The 16,584-nt window shown below is 41.4% G+C and carries 16 protein-coding genes and 1 riboswitch; of the genes, 1 reads left to right on the forward strand and 15 read right to left on the reverse strand.

What is annotated here, in order from left to right; genetic code table 11:
• Positions 1-151: 151 nt before the first annotated feature.
• The 12 genes from D5F11_RS00080 to D5F11_RS00135 all read right to left on the reverse strand — a co-directional run bounded on the left by D5F11_RS00080 (position 152) and on the right by D5F11_RS00135 (position 11,863).
• Positions 152-733, reverse strand: coding sequence for an ECF transporter S component (locus D5F11_RS00080; RefSeq protein ID WP_120115087.1), 582 nt, complete (start codon positions 731-733; stop codon positions 152-154).
• A gap of 159 nt (positions 734-892) precedes the next feature.
• Positions 893-1,027: riboswitch (FMN riboswitch) on the reverse strand.
• Between the two features lie 197 nt (positions 1,028-1,224).
• Positions 1,225-3,000 (reverse strand): ATP-binding protein, encoded by a 1,776-nt coding sequence (locus D5F11_RS00085; RefSeq protein ID WP_120115086.1) that lies wholly within the window; start codon positions 2,998-3,000, stop codon positions 1,225-1,227.
• Positions 2,997-3,713: a response regulator transcription factor gene (locus D5F11_RS00090; protein WP_120115085.1), complete on the reverse strand. Its 717-nt coding sequence runs from the start codon at positions 3,711-3,713 to the stop codon at positions 2,997-2,999. The genes D5F11_RS00085 and D5F11_RS00090 overlap by 4 nt, the downstream gene beginning before the upstream one ends.
• Before the next feature lie 104 nt (positions 3,714-3,817).
• The gene (gene ccsB / locus D5F11_RS00095) at positions 3,818-5,008 is read right to left on the reverse strand and encodes a c-type cytochrome biogenesis protein CcsB (protein WP_120115084.1); all 1,191 of its coding nucleotides are present in this window, start codon (positions 5,006-5,008) and stop codon (positions 3,818-3,820) included.
• Positions 5,008-6,651 (reverse strand): cytochrome c biogenesis protein ResB, encoded by a 1,644-nt coding sequence (gene resB / locus D5F11_RS00100; RefSeq protein WP_120115083.1) that lies wholly within the window; start codon positions 6,649-6,651, stop codon positions 5,008-5,010. Before resB ends, ccsB begins: the two co-directional genes overlap by 1 nt.
• 6 nt (positions 6,652-6,657) lie before the next feature.
• Complete coding sequence (resA, locus tag D5F11_RS00105; RefSeq protein ID WP_120115120.1) at positions 6,658-7,200, reverse strand: thiol-disulfide oxidoreductase ResA; 543 nt, start codon at positions 7,198-7,200, stop codon at positions 6,658-6,660.
• Positions 7,201-7,318: 118 nt separating this feature from the next.
• Positions 7,319-8,044, reverse strand: a complete 726-nt coding sequence (locus D5F11_RS00110; RefSeq protein WP_120115082.1) for a pseudouridine synthase — start codon at positions 8,042-8,044, stop codon at positions 7,319-7,321.
• A gap of 132 nt (positions 8,045-8,176) precedes the next feature.
• Positions 8,177-8,710, reverse strand: coding sequence for a spore maturation protein (locus D5F11_RS00115; protein WP_120115081.1), 534 nt, complete (start codon positions 8,708-8,710; stop codon positions 8,177-8,179).
• Positions 8,711-8,712: 2 nt separating this feature from the next.
• A complete protein-coding gene (locus D5F11_RS00120; RefSeq protein WP_120115080.1) occupies positions 8,713-9,306 on the reverse strand; it encodes a nucleoside recognition domain-containing protein in 594 nt (197 codons plus the stop codon).
• Positions 9,303-10,439: a D-alanyl-D-alanine carboxypeptidase family protein gene (locus D5F11_RS00125; RefSeq protein WP_120115079.1), complete on the reverse strand. Its 1,137-nt coding sequence runs from the start codon at positions 10,437-10,439 to the stop codon at positions 9,303-9,305. Before D5F11_RS00125 ends, D5F11_RS00120 begins: the two co-directional genes overlap by 4 nt.
• Positions 10,440-10,533: 94 nt before the next feature.
• The gene (gene scpB, locus D5F11_RS00130) at positions 10,534-11,118 is read right to left on the reverse strand and encodes an SMC-Scp complex subunit ScpB (RefSeq protein WP_120115078.1); all 585 of its coding nucleotides are present in this window, start codon (positions 11,116-11,118) and stop codon (positions 10,534-10,536) included.
• Positions 11,105-11,863, reverse strand: a complete 759-nt coding sequence (locus D5F11_RS00135; RefSeq protein ID WP_120115077.1) for a segregation/condensation protein A — start codon at positions 11,861-11,863, stop codon at positions 11,105-11,107. Before D5F11_RS00135 ends, scpB begins: the two co-directional genes overlap by 14 nt.
• Before the next feature lie 151 nt (positions 11,864-12,014).
• On the opposite strand from D5F11_RS00135, the gene D5F11_RS00140 reads away from it, so the two are divergent.
• Complete coding sequence (locus tag D5F11_RS00140) at positions 12,015-12,512, forward strand: DUF309 domain-containing protein (RefSeq protein WP_185830409.1); 498 nt, start codon at positions 12,015-12,017, stop codon at positions 12,510-12,512.
• A 23-nt stretch (positions 12,513-12,535) separates the two neighbouring features.
• On the opposite strand, the gene D5F11_RS00145 is transcribed toward D5F11_RS00140, so the two are convergent.
• From D5F11_RS00145 to D5F11_RS00155, 3 genes are all read right to left on the reverse strand, one after another.
• The gene (locus D5F11_RS00145; RefSeq protein WP_120115075.1) at positions 12,536-12,904 is read right to left on the reverse strand and encodes a GNAT family N-acetyltransferase; all 369 of its coding nucleotides are present in this window, start codon (positions 12,902-12,904) and stop codon (positions 12,536-12,538) included.
• A 438-nt stretch (positions 12,905-13,342) separates the two neighbouring features.
• Positions 13,343-14,662 carry a diaminopimelate decarboxylase gene (gene lysA, locus D5F11_RS00150; RefSeq protein WP_120115074.1) on the reverse strand — a complete coding sequence of 440 codons (1,320 nt, stop codon included), beginning with the start codon at positions 14,660-14,662 and terminating at the stop codon, positions 13,343-13,345.
• Positions 14,663-15,083: 421 nt separating this feature from the next.
• A complete protein-coding gene (locus tag D5F11_RS00155) occupies positions 15,084-16,571 on the reverse strand; it encodes a spore germination protein (protein WP_185830410.1) in 1,488 nt (495 codons plus the stop codon).
• Positions 16,572-16,584: the final 13 nt, after the last annotated feature.

Raw genomic sequence — 16,584 nt, forward strand, 5'->3', positions numbered from 1 at the left:
TAAGCGATCAACACAAACTGAATTTTGACCTCATCATATTATGTGGAACGTCCCCTTGCCTCAAGCGATGTCAGCAATTCGTATCTTCTTGAAGTAATGATGAAAAGAGCCAGCAATGAAAAGCTTCATTGCTGGCTCTTTTAAAATATATTTATATATTCCGATAAACAACTTGCTTATCAATCCAATTACGCATGCGGCTGTATACAAGTAAAAAGATGAGGGTTACAATGAGCCCTTTGATTATATTAAATGGCAGTATGGCGGCTACAACCAACTGGCGGAGATCCGAAGTGGACATTGGATCCCATCCAAGCAAGATTATGTAGGCCGGCAGAATTGCCACATAATTCAGCACACTCATAAAAACTGCCATAAATATGCTTCCAACGATTAGCGATACAGCTAATCCCCATTTTATTTTCAGTTTTTTAAATACATAATAAGTCGGTAATACGAACATAGTCCCTGCCAGGAAGTTCGAAAAGTTTCCAATTGGGATACCGGCTTCGCTGCCGATCATTAAATAATCAAGAATATTTTTAATCAATTCAACTATTATTGCTGCAAGTGGACCAAACATCAACGCAGCGATCAATGCAGGAATATCGCTGAAATCCACCGTAAGATATGCCGGAAACGGCGGGATCGGGAACTTAATGAGCATCAGTACAAAAGACAAGCTGCTCAGCATCCCGATTGCTACAAATGATCTCGTATTAAATTTTTTCAAAATCCTCTCTCCTTTGAGATTCATCCCATGTTGAAGAAAGATAAGCCGAACTTCACTGCCTAAAATGAAAACTCCCTCAAAGTTTAAACTTTTGAGGGAGAATTAAGGCATGTCTTAATAAACGTTCAAATTCCTGCCATTTGAACGTATAGCGGCTACCTTCATCTTCTCCCATCCAGACTATACTGTCGGCTTTGGAATCGCACCAAATCCTGCCTTTATCAGGCTCGCGGGCTCAGAGACTTATGCCTCATTACCGCCGGTCGGGAATTTCACCACGCCCCGAAGATGAATCATATATGTTATTTTGCTTTATTATACAACAAGAGTCCTAATTTGTGAAGATATTTGTCAAAATACTATTATTTGTATTGTTTACCTGTCTTAATGACATCATGTATCCCATTGATTTAGCCGAACTAAGCTTTTATTGAACGACCCAATTTGTTACGCATGAAACAAGATTAGACGTCAATATTCAGCATGTTTCTTCATTTTCTATTTGGCAAAAACAAAGTGAAAGTCGTTCCTTCACCAAGCTTGCTTTCCACTGTCAATTGACCATGATGCGCGTCAATAATATTTTTAGCGATGGCAAGTCCAAGTCCTGTACCGGCCCTTCCTCTTGTTCTCGCTTTGTCCGCCTTATAAAAACGTTCGAATACAAACGGCAGATCTTCCTCCGGTATCCCTGTACCATCATCCTGTACAGATATGGTGATTCCGCCTTGTACAATCGATTGGGTAACTGTTATTTTCCCATTTTCATGCGTATGCCTTATCGCATTATCGATCAAATTCGTTAACACTTGTTCTATTTTGTCAGGGTCGAGCGAAAACATGATGTTTTCTTTATCTATATGGCTTTGCAATTCAATTTTGTTGTCGCGGGCGATTGTTTGAAATTTAAAAGTAATCCTTTCGACAAATGCTCCGACATCCACTTCTTCAAAGTTCAAAGTGATATGCCCCGCTTCCATTCTTGCCAAATCAAGCAGCTCATTGACAAGCCTTCCGATCCGAAGTGATTCGTCGTAGATAATTTTAACGATTTCCTGTTTTTCCTCTTCGGAACCGGCGATATCGTCTATGATTGCTTCACTGTATCCCTGAAGCATCGCAATTGGAGTTCGAAGTTCATGAGATACATTCGACACGAAATCAATTCTGAGCTTGTCCAAACGGCGTTCCTCTGTCATATCTCTTATTACAGCCACAGCACCGCGCACACTTTTTTGATCATGAGTATACAGCGGACTGACAATCACAACATAGTACCGCCCCTGAATCGTTAGTTCTCCGGTATGTTCTTTTTCATCAGCTATCGCCTGTTCCAGCAGGTCCGCCATTTCAGGTGGAATTGGATCCGCTTCGTTCCCATCAATGGGCCATTGCTGCAAAAACCTTTCCGCTGGAGGGTTTGTGATCAAAACGGTACCGTCCCGACTGAATGTCATAACGCCGTCAGCCATACTGCTCAGAATACTTGTCAACTGCTCCTTCTCCTGCCTTAAAACATTCATATTAAATTTCAGACGTTTTCCCATTTGATTGAAAGCAATGGCTAACTCTCCAATTTCATCCTGGCTTAGAAACGGAACTCTTGTATCAAAGTTCCCTTTTGACAATTCAAATGCTGCTTCTTTCATCTTACGCAACGGGGCAGTAATGCGGGTAGATAAAAAGAAGGCAAAGATGGTCGTCAAAACAATGGCAATCCCTGCTGCAAGAAGAATGAGATTGGCTGTCTGTTTCGTCGTTTCCTTCAAAACTCCTAGTGACTGGTAGATGAAGATGGCCCCTGTTTCTTTATCATTCAGATGAAGCGGAACACCAGCCACAAGATAATTTCTAAACCTGCTGCCCGGGTCATGAAGATCAGACAGGGAGAGTTCTTTCTTAACCACTTTTTCTTCTGTAAATACAGTACTCAGTTCATCATCATTCAAAAATACGTATGCAGGAATTTTATTTTTTTCCTCTATATTGGGAGAATAGTGAAACTTCTCTTTGTCATAGGCAATGACAACCCTCATCGGGGCGTCCACGATTTCAAATACAATTTCTTCACCGAGTCCGTCATTCCGATGAGATTCAATAATCCGTGATATTTTTTCAGCTGTATCTGACAAACTCTTTTCAATTTGGTTTACATGATACTTCTCAAAAAACTGTATCAATAGTATGGTAAGAATGATCAAAACAAAGGAGACCAGCAGCAGAATGGTCATCCATACCTTTCCAACAACACTGCGCCAAAGTCTCATTCATTTCCTGCCTCAAATTTGTAACCGACTCCCCAAACAGTGACAATCATTCCTGCTGCTTTTTCCGATACGCGGTTTAATTTCTCGCGCAATCGTTTAATGTGAGTATCAACTGTTCTTAAGTCCCCGAAAAATTCATATTGCCATACTTCTTTTAACAGATGCTCGCGGTCAAACACCTTATCAGGTGATTTGGCTAAAAAATGGAGAAGTTCATATTCTTTCGGAGTTAGGTTCACTTCTTTTCCATCAGCTGTAACCCGGTGAGCATCATGATCAATCGATAAATGCGGATAGACGATAATATCTCGTGCTGTAGGATCCGTTTGAAGAAAGCTTGTTTGAGAAGACCTTCTTAGAACCGCCTTTACCCTTAACACAACTTCCCTCGGACTGAATGGTTTGACAATGTAGTCATCTGCCCCGACCTCAAAACCCTGCACTCGATTTGCTTCTTCGCCTTTTGCTGTCAGCATGATAATCGGAGTAGCCTTTTCTTCACGTAATTCCTTACAAACTTCAATCCCGTCTTTTTCCGGCATCATCAAATCAAGCAAAATACAATGGTATTCATTCATCAGCGCTTTTTCAAGCGCCTCTTCACCATCAGCCGCCTCATCGATAATATAATTCTCACGTTCAAGATACATTTTTAATAATCTGCGAATACGATCTTCATCGTCTACAACCAAAATTTTGACTTCTTGTTCCATTTTCTTTCCCCCTTGGCTTCATCTTAACGTACTTACTTACTATTGTATAAGAAAAACGCCCACACCTAAAGAGTGAGGGCTTTGAGCACAAAATTTCGCATTTATCATGCGTAGGAATGAAGACCTGCGATAATCAAGTTGACGAATACAAGATTGAAAATAATAATTGCAATCCCAACAACTGCAAGCCATGCAGACCTTTCCCCATGCCATCCCCTTGATAATCGCAAATGAAGAAATGCGGCATAGAAAAGGAATGTGATAAGTGCCCAAACTTCCTTTGGATCCCATCCCCAAAATCTCGTCCAGGCAATCTGTGCCCAAATCATGGCGAAAATGAGACCACCCAAGGTAAATACCGGGAATCCGATTAAGACGGACCGATATCCGATCTCATCAACAAGATCAAGGTTGACATTCTTAACAAGCGGTTTTAATAATAAGCTAACCCGCTTCCTGGTAATAAGCCGAATCAATAAATAAAGAATTGTACCGGCAATGACCGTCCAAATAACGGTGTTAAGCTTCTTTGCATTGACAATAGCCGGCACAGTAACAAGCGGGCTCATCCGATCCTTGGTTAGAAGTTCTCCTTCATGGGGTCCAACAAGAGCAGGCAACTGATAAGAGATTTCTGCCGGCCTATCATTTTTATCCACCCAAGCGAAATCTGCATTATAATGAGCTAAATTGAACGATGTTGAGATAATGATAAAAGCGATGGTCGCGACAACACAATACATGATGGTTTCAAGCCAAAAAGATCTCTTATCCTTTACTGTTGGATCAACAGATTTTAATAGATAAATTATCCCCGCAACAAAGCTGATGGACAGGATCGCCTGTCCTGCTGCGGCTGTTGTGACATGGATATGAAGCCAGTCACTTTTCAATGCAGGAATAAGCGGACTGACATCCCTTGGAAACATGCTCCCATAAGCGATTAAAAGAAAGGCTGTTGGCAGGGCAAACAACCCGAGCACATTCAGTTTATAAATAAAAAACAGAAGAATGAATGCACCGACAACCATCATTCCGAAAAAAGTCGTAAATTCGAAAAGGTTACTTACAGGTGCATGCCCGGCTGCAACCCATCTTGTAATGAAATAACCCAGCTGGGATATGAAGCCGATTACTGTTGCAATGATCGCGAGCATTCCCCAGCGGTTAACACCCGTCTGCTTTTCCCTTCCCCTTTTATCGCGGATGGCCCCGCTGAAAAGGAAGGTTGCAACAAGATATAAAATAAGTGAAGCATATAGCAAATTGCTACTTATCTGGACGAGTCCTGTCATCACGTATTCCCACTTTCTTTTCCTTTATTTTCTCCCGTCTGGTCTATGACATCTGGTATAGATGTATCTTTAATAAGATCAGATATATCTTTTTTCAACCCATGCCAGTTTTTATTTGTATGGCCTGCAATTAAAATTTCTCCATCTTTGCGCTGAAGCCAGATTCTTCGGTGCATCCAGAACGAACCTTGAATGACACCAATCATGAAAATAGCGCCGCCGACTCCTAAAATCCATAAAGTCATGTCTTTCCTGACAGTGAGTGCTGTCGCATTCCTTGTATCAATACCTTTGAAAGTCATTTTATAATCGGTTTCTCCCAGCGGCTCCACCGTTTGCCTAATAGCCGTAAAGCTGACTTCCCCCTTCGGGTGTTCTGGAGAGATCATGTTAAATACAAAGGCAGGATTATTTGGATTTGGCGAATTTGTCTGGGGCTCCCCATTTTCGGCAAAGCCCGAAAAATCCGGATAATAGCCAACCAGTTCAACTTTATATCCATTGCCCAAATCATAGCTGTCCTTAGGATCGAATAAATCGATTGTCACATCTCCATAACCCTTTTCCTGCTTCTTGTTCATAAGGGTAAAAGTCATTGACTGAAACTCATCTGACCTATAGCTTTGTTGATAGATGGCGAAGTGGTCAAATTTCAAAGGTTCGTTAACAATTATTTTCGCTTTTTTCACTTCGACAAGATCGCTTTCCGATCCAAGCGTCTGTTCAGGATCCCGTTTGTATAAAACTACGTCAGACTTGAATTCCTTTACTACGGGACCGGCTTTCTCCAATGCTGAATTGTATACTTCCTTATCCTTTTCCTTATCATAAAAATCGACTGTGAATTTTTTGTTTTCCAAGACATATTCGTTATTGGTCCCAGGGATTGTTTTTGTTTCTCCATCACGGAGCCAAAGCACTTCGTCGACATACATACCGGGAACGAACCGCAGCATACCTCCAATCAGGAATATGATGAGTCCAATATGGTTAACGTAAGGGCCCCATCTTGAAAACCTTCCTTTTTCGGCAAGAATGTTTCCGTCTTCTACTCGGATATTATATTTTTTATCCTTAAGTGCTTTTTCGAATTTTTCAATATCCCCGTCCGAAATGTTCGCTTCCTTACGGTTAAAGAGACGCTGTCTTTTCAAAAATCCCTCATGGCGGTCCACACGCTGATTCTTCAATGCTCTATGAAGCGGAATCACCCTGTCCAGGCTGCAAATGACAAGGGAGACCCCGATGGAAGCAATCAGTAGCAGATACCACCAGGAGCTATATAAATCGTGTAAACCAAGCCAATAATAAATTTGGCCCAAAGTACCGTATTGTTCGCCATAATATTGAGCCGGATCCACATTTGGCGGTATGTACATCACTTGGGGAAATATAGTCCCAAGCGCTGAAGCAATCAGCGTGATCACGATAAGCCAAATTCCCACTTTGACCGAGGAAAAAAAGTTCCACGTTTTATCAATGAAAGTCTTATTGTACGTCTGTGACCGACGTGCGCTACCTTCATAACGCATGTCATGAAGTTTTCCCTTCTTTGCCTCATCCGTGAGGGCACGGCCACATGATTCACACAGGATGGTCCCGTGTGGATTGACATGGCCGCAGACACATTTTACTTCATTCATAAATAACTAGCTCCCCTTAGGTTTGATACTCTCCATCATTTCCCTAATCTTTTGCTCTGTTAATTCACCTTCTTCAACTTTTATGACCTTTCCCTCTGGATTTACAAGAAGGGTGGCCGGCAAATTGAAGACACCATACATATTCATAATATCTTTGCTTTTATCTTTTAAAACTGGAAAATCCAAGCCATGTTTTTTCACAAATTTATTAATCTGAAATTCAGGTTCGCCAACATTGACCGCCAATATTTCGACTCCCTGATCTTTGAATTCCTTGTATTGATTATTCATATAAGGCATTTCCCGCTCACATGGCTTGCACCATGTTCCCCAAAAATTCAGGAAAACACCTTTACCCTTATAACTGGACAATTGATGCTTGTCCCCATTCAGATCCTCTAGAACAAAATCCGGAGCCATATCACCTGCTGAAACCTTTGATCTTGATTCCTTCGTAAAGTTTGCATATAAAGTATAAATAACAGCAGCCGTCATTACAGTTAATATAACTGTTCTGATGATCAGACGACGCTTCTTTTTCGAAGCCATAAGAATCAATCCAACCTCCTTAAAGCACAAATATTCAACACACATTATATCACTATATAAGTTTTGTTCAGGCTTTTGATATGAAGGTTATGTGAAAATCGAACAATTCCTCTCTACATCATTGCCCTGTTTTGGCTAGAACTTTCAACCTTTTCACCTCATGAGGAGTCAATTCCCTGAATTCTCCCGCATTTAAACCATGTAGATTGAGAAAAGCAAGATTTTCCCGCTTTAGCTTTATAACAGGATGTCCTATAGCTTCCAGCATTCTTCGCACTTGGCGGTTTCTACCTTCATGGATGGTGATCTCCAAAATTGCACTGTTCTTTCTCTTGTCCGCCGTTTGGAGCTGCACTTTTGCTGGAGCCGTTTTCCCGTCTTCAAGGACAATTCCTCTTTCCAATTTTTTTAAGGCTTCACGAACAGGGATTCCTTTTACCTTGGCAACGTATGTTTTCTTGATTTCATGCATCGGATGCGTCAACAGATGAGTGAATTCACCATCATTGGACAATAGTAAGAGCCCAGACGTATCATAATCAAGTCGTCCGACTGGATACACCCTTTCAGGAATATGGGTAAAGTAATCTGTGACAACTTTGCGGCTTTTATCATCTTTGACTGCGCTGATTACGCCCCTCGGCTTATAAAACAAAAAATACTTTTTTTCTTCTTCTACAAGCGGAATGCCATTTACCTCTATTTTATCCGCTGCAGCCACTTTCGTTCCTAGCTCGGTCACAACTTGGCCGTTCACCTTCACTTTGCCTTCAATAATTAAATTCTCTGCTTTTCGGCGTGAGGCTACTCCAGCCTGAGCAATAACTTTTTGCAATCTTTCCATTCTCTCACCTCTAGGGATGCTTTTTCTGTATGAATTATTGCATACAAAAATAGAAAATCAAAGAATCTTAGCTTTTAGTCATCATTTCTTCAAAAAGTAACGATATTTTTTTCACAAAAAAAAACGCCCGGCCTATAGACCGAACATCATGACCACAATGAGGATTGCTGCCGATATGCCTATGAAGTCGGCGAGCAGACCGACTTTGATTGCGTCTCCCATTTTTTTGATTCCTACTGCTCCAAAATAGACTGTTAATACATAAAAGGTTGTATCCGTGCTCCCCTGTATGGTTGAAGCCATCCTCCCAATAAGGGAGTCTGGTCCATGAACTGAAATGATATCGCTCATCAACCCCAACGCAGCCGTACCGGAAATCGGTCTTATAAGAGCCAGCGGTACAACTTCTGCTGGCACTCCGATCTGATCCAGGATGGGCTTGACCAGTCCTATGAAAAAATCTAGGGCGCCAGATGCTCTAAACACCGTAATGGCAACGAGCATTCCAACCAAAAACGGTATGATGGAGACGGCAATCTTGATGCCTTCTTTCCCGCCTTCAACAAAGGACTCATACGTAGGAATCTTCTTCCATGTTCCATAAAGCAAAATATAGGCGATGATAATTGGAACAATCCATAACGAAATAATAGAGATCATCTGCATTGTCATTTATCTCCCTTTTTGACCCTGCGGTGGTAAAAATACCTGTCGAATATGATAGCTCCGGCGGTTGCACAAATTGTGGCCACTAATGTAGGCCCTACAATATCAGTTGGACCGGCAGAGTTATAGTTCATTCTAATGGCAATCACCGTTGTTGGTATTAAAGTCAGACCTGACGTATTCAATGCAAGAAACGTAATCATAGACCTGCTTGCTTCGGATTTCCCACCATTCAATACCTTCAACTGTTCCATCGCTTTGATCCCAAGTGGAGTTGCAGCGTTGCCCAAGCCAAACATATTCGCGATGATATTTGACAAAATATAGCCAACCGCCGGATGATCACTTGGAACCTCTGGAAAAAGCTTCAGTATGATCGGCTTGAATAAATTGGATAATTTCTGAAGCAATCCTGCATCCTGCGCTATCCTCATCATCCCCAGCCAAAATACAAGGACACTGATTAATCCGATACACAGCGTTACTGCTTCGTTGGCTGATTGGAAAATCGCTTCATTGACTTCTTTCATCTTCCCGTTGACTGCAGCAAAGATAAGTCCAATTACTGTCATGGCGACCCAAATAATATTGATCATGGTATGATTGCACCTGCCTGTCCAAAGAACAGAGCCTTGAGCCTCTTTGTCAACGACATTTTTTCCTGCTGTTCTTCCTCTGTAATATAGACCGGTATTTTTCGAACCGCATGATCCTGTATAAGAATAACTGCCCTGCCAACCTCCCCGCCTTTCATTTCTCTCATGTCCTTAGGTGAAAGGAGCTTATAACGAATGTGTACATCTTTGTACTCTTCCTTCATCAACGGATAATAAACTGAATCCTCTATATATAATGTTCTTTTACCTTTAAACGGCCGTACGTCCTTCAATGGGCCTTCAGGCAAAATTTTCTTCATTTTAAAATGGCTAAAACCATATTCATACATGGAGATATGGTCATTCCAGTCATCAGAAGCATTCAATGTGACGGCAATCATATCCTTGTCCTTTTTCGTGGCTGTTGTCACAAGTGTCCTTCCGGCCCTTTTCGTATAGCCCGTTTTTCCACCGGTGGCATATTTGTATTTTTCAGTCAGAAGCCTGTTTTTATTTTTCCAGTGCTGCGAATGCTCTTCCCGTTCAAAGGAGTATATCTTCGTTCCCGATATGGTTCTAAATGTTTCATTATGCATTGCATAGCGCATAAGCAACGCCATATCATAAGCTGTTGAATAATGTTCTTCATGGCTGTCCAATCCCGAAGGGTTAGAAAAAGTGGTATTCCTCATTCCGATTTCTTTTGCTTTTTGATTCATCATGAAGACAAACCCTTCCATACTTCCCCCTACATGCTCCGCAATAGCATCTGCTGCATCATTCCCAGATCGGAGCATCAACCCATACACAAGATCCCTCAGCTTTATTTTTTCTCCCGGTACAAGATAGATAGATGACCCTTCCTCATAAGCTGCAGAGCGGCTGACCTTCACTGTTTCATCCATTTTTCCGGATTCAATAGCGAGTATAGCGGTTAAGATTTTTGTGATTGAGGCGATTCTCCGGACTTCATGGGGTTTTTTTTCAAAAAGAACCCTTCCTGTTTTCTGCTCCATCAAAACCGCACTGGAGGCACTGACTGGAACATCCGGATCCTCTTTTGGTGAAAAGGCGGTGAGTATCAACATTACACTGATGATAAAAATGACGAACAAACCTTTCAAAAACGACATCCTCCCGCCCCTCTCGTGCGTTTGTACAAGTCTATGCGTCGATCATATTGTTATGATAAAAAAATGGCCCCCAGAGGGAACCATTTTTTTAAGCTTATTCACTTGTACTTGCTGTCAAATCAAAGAGGGGGCCTGCTTCTGAAAGCTTCGGATTTTGTTTAGCCGGCTCCGGTAATGGCGGCAATTCCTTTATATCTGTCAATCCAAAGTAATCGAGGAATTCCCTCGTTGTCGCGTATAAAATAGCCCGGCCTATCCCTTCTCTCCTACCCGCTTCCTTAATTAATCCCTTCGTTAAAAGGGTCCGAAGCGGACGCTCTGTTTTCACTCCGCGGATTTCTTCAATTTCCACCCTGGTAATCGGCTGCTTGTACGCAATGATTGCCATTGTCTCCAATGCAGCCTGTGAGATTGAATCTGTTTGTGTATTTTCTACAAGCTTTTGCAAGACACGGGAAAACTTTCTTTTGGTCACAAGCTGATAAGTCCCGGCAAGCGTCGCAATTGTAAGCCCCCTGTCTTCATTTGCCTCGTATTCATCGCGAAGATCTTCGATTAACTGACCAGCTTTGTTCTCAGATATGTCAAGCGCTGTTCCTATCTGCTTTGGAGTCAATCCTTCATCCCCCGCAGCAAACAGCAAGCTTTCAAGTGCTGCTTTTAAATTAACTGCTTTCAAGAACTAATGACTCCTCTCTTGATGATATATATATTTCTTCGAAATTTTGACTTTGCCATACTATAATGGCATTAGATTTCATCAATTCCAGCATGGCCAAAAAAGTGAGAATGATGAATTCCCTGTCGAGGATATGGAAAAATGATGAAAAGCTTAGCTTCGTATCACTTTTTTCAATTATCTCCAACAATTCATCCATCCGTTGTTGAATCGTTATCCTCGGCCTGGCGACCTTGGCAGACAACGGCTGACGGATTCTTTTTCGCCTTAATAGCTTATTAAAAGCCCCAATCATATCGTAAATCGTTACACCAGATGGCTGGAGCTTAGGTAGTTCATCAGCAAAGTGAGAAAGGTCACTGGGGGGTTTTGTAAAAATCTCGCTTCTCACACTTTCCTTTTGACGAAAAAGCATAGCAGCTTCTTTGAATCTTTTATATTCGATAAGCTGTTCCACTAATTCTGTTCGCGGATCTTCTTCCTCATAAACTGTTTCGTCTTCCTGCACCTCTTCGTTTTTAGGCAAGAGCATTTTGCTTTTAATTGAGAGCAGAGTTGCCGACATGACAAGATACTCGCTTGCCTGATCAAGTTCGAGTTCTTTCATTGTATGTATATATAATAAATATTGATCTGTGATTTCAGCCATTGGAATATCATAAATATCGATTTCCATTCGCTTAATCAAATGCAGAAGGAGATCAAGCGGACCTTCGAACACTTCCGTTTTAATTTGGTAAGACATTAAATATCACCAATTTCGACATAAACATTGATATTTCTACCTTATCATCATACAATACTTTCCTCCGGGTGTGGTCAATATTTTTTTAAAACTTCGATTTAGTATGTTAAACTGATACATAATGCTATCGAAATGGAAGGAGTCATCACTTTTGATTTTTCCTTTATCATACATTGAATTTCTTACCCACTTTCACGGGGACAGAGATTTCTTTGAATGCCACGAAGTTTTGGAGGATCATTGGAAAAAAAACGGCATGAAAAAAAACTCCGTGTGGGTCGGGTTGATCCAAACCGCCGTGAGCTTTTACCATTACCGCCGGGGAAATAGAAAAGGCGCTGTCAAAATGATGAAAAAGGCCATTGAAATTTTAGACAAAAATAGGACCGAAATCTATTCCCTCGGAATAAGCCATGAACAGCTGATGCCAATGTTGATTCGGAGCTGCCATGATATGCAAACAGGTTCGCCATATGAGCCCATTTCTTTTCCTATACTGGATTCCGAATTATTGACTGTGTGCAAGGAACGTGTACGTTTCCTTGGATTGGAATGGGATGGAAACGATAAACTGGATGAGTTTATCATCAATAAGCATATCGCCAGGAGAAGCCTCGATAAAAGCCGCTTCGAAACAGTAAAAGTTTGATAACAGATGAAAAACCCGGATCACTAATCGTCCGGGTTTTCTTCATTCAAGAAACAGCATTTTTCAAAAAATGCCAATGTCTCTTCGGTTGGGCACAGCTTTTTGTCCGCATGGAGCTGTTTCATTGCTTTTACCATACTTTTCCCTATTCCTTCATGTCGATGAGAAGGATTGACACAAATATGCTGGATCTCGATTGTGTCATCTTCAATGACTGCACCAATTAATCCAATGATATCGTCTTCTGCTTTCCAAAGGTAAAGCTGCCAATTGTCGCCTTCTTCATATTGTTTCATTGTTTGCTGCAGCTTCTTTAGGTCTTTTTCATTCGGCATGAACGAGAGAAGACCCATTGCAATTTTTTCAAAGGCTTTTTTATAGCGAATTAACATCATTTACCCCTCATCATTATTATTTCGAATAGTACTTCATTTATTCGGCACAATAAAAAGCCAATAAATCAATCCCCATACGAACGCCATGGCAAATAGGATAGCAAATAAAATAATGTTGTTTTTACGCAAAAACAAACACTCCCGCCAATATTATGATCAGTTATATAAAAATAGTAATTAAATGCGCCTTGGCGTATTTGCGCCCAGATTTTATCGAGCTTTCGCTCGATAAATTTCCGCTAAAAATCTGTGGCATCCGCCGGAGGCTTTAACTTTATTCAGCCTGGGTTTGAATCCCCGCTGAATGAATACCAATAGGCATTCATCTCACCACTTATAGAAGTCGGAGACTTCTGCTGAATAAAGTTAAATCCAACACCGACCATTTTACCGATATTCCTTGTTTAACGCAAATGTTTGTCCATTTCGTAAACCCTATATGGTTGATTTTTCACTAAACGGGATATCAAGTCGCACAAGGTCCTCATACGTTTCTCTTTTGATAACGACACGACTGTTTCCATTTTCCACAAATACAACCGGCGGTCTTGGAATCCGATTATAATTGTTTGCCATAGAATAGCCGTATGCTCCTGTACAAAAAACAGCCAAAATATCATTTGTTCCCGGCTCAGGCAATGAAAGGTCCCAAATAAGCATATCTCCGGATTCACAGCATTTCCCTGCGATTGACACAACTTCATCTTGCTGATCAAGCGGTCTGTTGGCAAGTACCGCTTCGTATTTGGCATCATATAAAGCAGGCCTGATATTATCGCTCATACCTCCGTCAATCGCTACATATTTTCTTACGTTCGGCACAGTTTTTTTGGAACCGATCGAATAGAGTGTAGTACCAGCATCTCCAACAAGGGATCTCCCGGGCTCTATCCAAATTTCCGGCATCGGAAGGGACAACCGATCTGTTTCTTTCCTCACTTCAAAGATCATTTCTGCAACATACTGCTCAGGAGAAAGCGGAATATCCTCCTCAGTGTAACGGATGCCAAATCCACCTCCAAGGTTTAGAACCTGAGGGACAAATCCATATTCGCCATTCCAATAGCTCAGTTTCTCCAAAACCTTTCTTGCAGCCAGCAAAAAGCCAGCAGTTTCAAAAATCTGCGATCCAATATGACAATGGATTCCCAGCAAATTCAAATACTCGCTGTCCATTGAGACGGCAAGTGCAGTTTCCGCCTGGCCGTTTTCCAGGTCAAATCCAAACTTCGAATCTTCCTGGCCAGTAAGGATATAGTCGTGGGTATGTGCCTCAATACCGGGTGTAACACGAAGCAAAATATTCATGTTTTGTTTTCTTTCCTGGCAAAGATGATGGAGCATATGAAGTTCATGGAAATTATCGACAACGATGCAACCGATTTTATAGTCCAGAGCCATTTCCAATTCTTCTTCACTCTTATTATTCCCATGAAAATGAATTTTTTCCACTGGAAATTTCGCAGCCACAGCAGTGTACAATTCCCCACCAGACACTACATCCAAGGAAAGCCCCTCTTCATGGGCAAGCTGAAGCATCGCTATTGACGAAAAGGCTTTGCTTGCATAGGCAACCTGTGATTTGACTCCATGCTTTTCAAACATTTTTTTAAAGGCACGCGCCCGATTTCTGATTAATTCCACATCATACACATATAAAGGGGTGCCGTATTTTTCAACCAATTCTACTGTGTCACATCCGCCAATTTCAAGATGACCTTTATCATTGACTAATGCCGTTCCATGTAAGTACATCTTTATCCCTCCAAACAACATCTATAATCAGAACTGCGAAAGGTGCCAGTCTATCAGCGACAAGCACACATGATTTTTCTAATAAAAAAGCCAACACTTTTACTTTCTACATATTTATGAAAAGCGCAAGCGCCCTTTTAGCGACATACAAACCAAGCACTCCGAAATAAGCTAAAGAAACACAGCACTGATGGATCCGATGTTTAGAGTGCTCTGAATCCAATTTTTTCGAAGAAATGAGCGCAAAGTTTGTTGGTTGCTGGGCGCTGAAGCTAGAAAACGAAATATGTTATACGATATCCGAATATTCACAAAAAAATCTGTTTCCTTTTAACAAATTAATCAGATGTACGCGGATTACGTCACCCAAAAATAAGTAAGCATTACTTTACCATATTTTATGCCTTTTAGCAACGGTCTGTCACGGCTTGCTCTCTGGCTGGCGAAATCGATTGCGTGGATGGACAATGCTTGGCCTAAGCCTACTTCCTGGAACAGGCCTCCTGATGAGCACTTGGAAAAGAGCTACCGGATTGAATGGAATTAACGGCCACATATACGGTGCATTTAACGGTCGCAGCGATATCAAATACAAAATATAAACCGTGCATCCTACTATAAATCCCGGTGCTTTAAATAAAGCAACGGTAATCAACAGAAGCATTCTGAAGATTTTATTTGCAACACTCAATTCATAGCTCGGAGTAGAAAACGTCCCAATAGCAGCAATGGATACATACAGGATCACTTCTGAATGGAACAGACCGACATCCACTGCAATCTGTCCAATTAATACCGCTGCAATCAATCCCATCGCCGTTGACAGCGGAGTAGGAGTATGGATAGCTGCAATTCTTAAAAACTCTATCCCTAAATCAGCAATAAGCAATTGAATGATCAAAGGGATGTCAGATTCTTTATTCGGCCCAATATAAGCGAGTTTTTCAGGTAAAAGCGAAGGTTCTATTACAAAAAGAAACCAAAGGGGCAATAAAAAGATGGATGCCCAAATCCCTAGAAACCTCGTCCAGCGAACGAAAGTTCCGACAGCTGAAGACTGGCGGTACTCTTCAGCGTGCTGAACATGGTGGAAATAAGTTGCCGGAGTAATCATCACGCTGGGGGACGTATCGATAAAAATCAGTACGTGACCCTCCAAAAGGTGGATAGCCCCAACATCCGCTCTTTCTGTGAAGCGGACAAGGGGATAAGGATTATAGCTCTGATTCATTAAATACTCTTCTATTGTCTTGTCCGCCATGGCGATCCCATCGATATCTATGCTGGAAATTTCTTTCCTGATCGTTTCAATCAATTGGGGATTTGCCACATCTTTAATATAGCCGATAGCAATATCTGTTTTCGAACGTTCACCGACTTTATACATTTCAAATCTTAAATTCTCATCCCTAATCCTTCTTCTTGTCAGTGCAGTATTGACAATGATATTTTCCACATAGCCATCCCTGGATCCCCTGACAACTTTTTCAGTATCCGGTTCCTCCGGTTGCCTTCCTGGATAGCTCCGTACATCCACAATCAGTGCTTGCGGTTCACCTTCTACAACAATTGCCGTCAGTCCAGACAGTACCTGATCAGTTACTTCATCGAGAGTTTTTACGATTTCAATTGATTCATGTACAAGCCTGTTCTGGATGATTTCAAAGACATTTTTTGAAGGCCGTTCATGATCATTCAAATTGACAAGTTCTTTAATTAATTCAATGATAAATTCCGTATCGCAAAGACCATTCACATAATACATTTGCACATGAGTCTTTAATATAACCAGTTTCCGCTGGCCAATATCACAGCTTGTTCCCAGGCCGACCCTGTCTTTGAAATACTGCTCAATGAGGTGAAGGTCCTCAGGAATTCTTTTAAAGTTATTTTCTGCTTTTTTTTCCATCATGCAGCTCCTT

This window comes from Siminovitchia terrae (assembly GCF_003605405.2).
Lineage (GTDB): Bacteria > Bacillota > Bacilli > Bacillales > Bacillaceae_C > Siminovitchia > Siminovitchia terrae.

What these genes read in the sequence shown, in the direction of transcription:
- D5F11_RS00085 (WP_120115086.1), bottom strand. Translation starts at nt 3,000, where the DNA reads ATGAGACTTTGGCGCAGTGTTGTTGGAAAGGTATGGATGACCATTCTG.
- D5F11_RS00090 (WP_120115085.1), bottom strand. Translation starts at nt 3,713, where the DNA reads ATGGAACAAGAAGTCAAAATTTTGGTTGTAGACGATGAAGATCGTATT.
- ccsB (WP_120115084.1), bottom strand. Translation starts at nt 5,008, where the DNA reads ATGACAGGACTCGTCCAGATAAGTAGCAATTTGCTATATGCTTCACTT.
- resB (WP_120115083.1), bottom strand. Translation starts at nt 6,651, where the DNA reads ATGAATGAAGTAAAATGTGTCTGCGGCCATGTCAATCCACACGGGACC.
- resA (WP_120115120.1), bottom strand. Translation starts at nt 7,200, where the DNA reads ATGGCTTCGAAAAAGAAGCGTCGTCTGATCATCAGAACAGTTATATTA.
- D5F11_RS00110 (WP_120115082.1), bottom strand. Translation starts at nt 8,044, where the DNA reads ATGGAAAGATTGCAAAAAGTTATTGCTCAGGCTGGAGTAGCCTCACGC.
- D5F11_RS00115 (WP_120115081.1), bottom strand. Translation starts at nt 8,710, where the DNA reads ATGCAGATGATCTCTATTATTTCGTTATGGATTGTTCCAATTATCATC.
- D5F11_RS00120 (WP_120115080.1), bottom strand. Translation starts at nt 9,306, where the DNA reads ATGATCAATATTATTTGGGTCGCCATGACAGTAATTGGACTTATCTTT.
- D5F11_RS00125 (WP_120115079.1), bottom strand. Translation starts at nt 10,439, where the DNA reads ATGTCGTTTTTGAAAGGTTTGTTCGTCATTTTTATCATCAGTGTAATG.
- D5F11_RS00135 (WP_120115077.1), bottom strand. Translation starts at nt 11,863, where the DNA reads ATGTCTTACCAAATTAAAACGGAAGTGTTCGAAGGTCCGCTTGATCTC.
- D5F11_RS00145 (WP_120115075.1), bottom strand. Translation starts at nt 12,904, where the DNA reads ATGTTAATTCGCTATAAAAAAGCCTTTGAAAAAATTGCAATGGGTCTT.
- lysA (WP_120115074.1), bottom strand. Translation starts at nt 14,662, where the DNA reads ATGTACTTACATGGAACGGCATTAGTCAATGATAAAGGTCATCTTGAA.
- D5F11_RS00155 (WP_185830410.1), bottom strand. Translation starts at nt 16,571, where the DNA reads ATGGAAAAAAAAGCAGAAAATAACTTTAAAAGAATTCCTGAGGACCTT.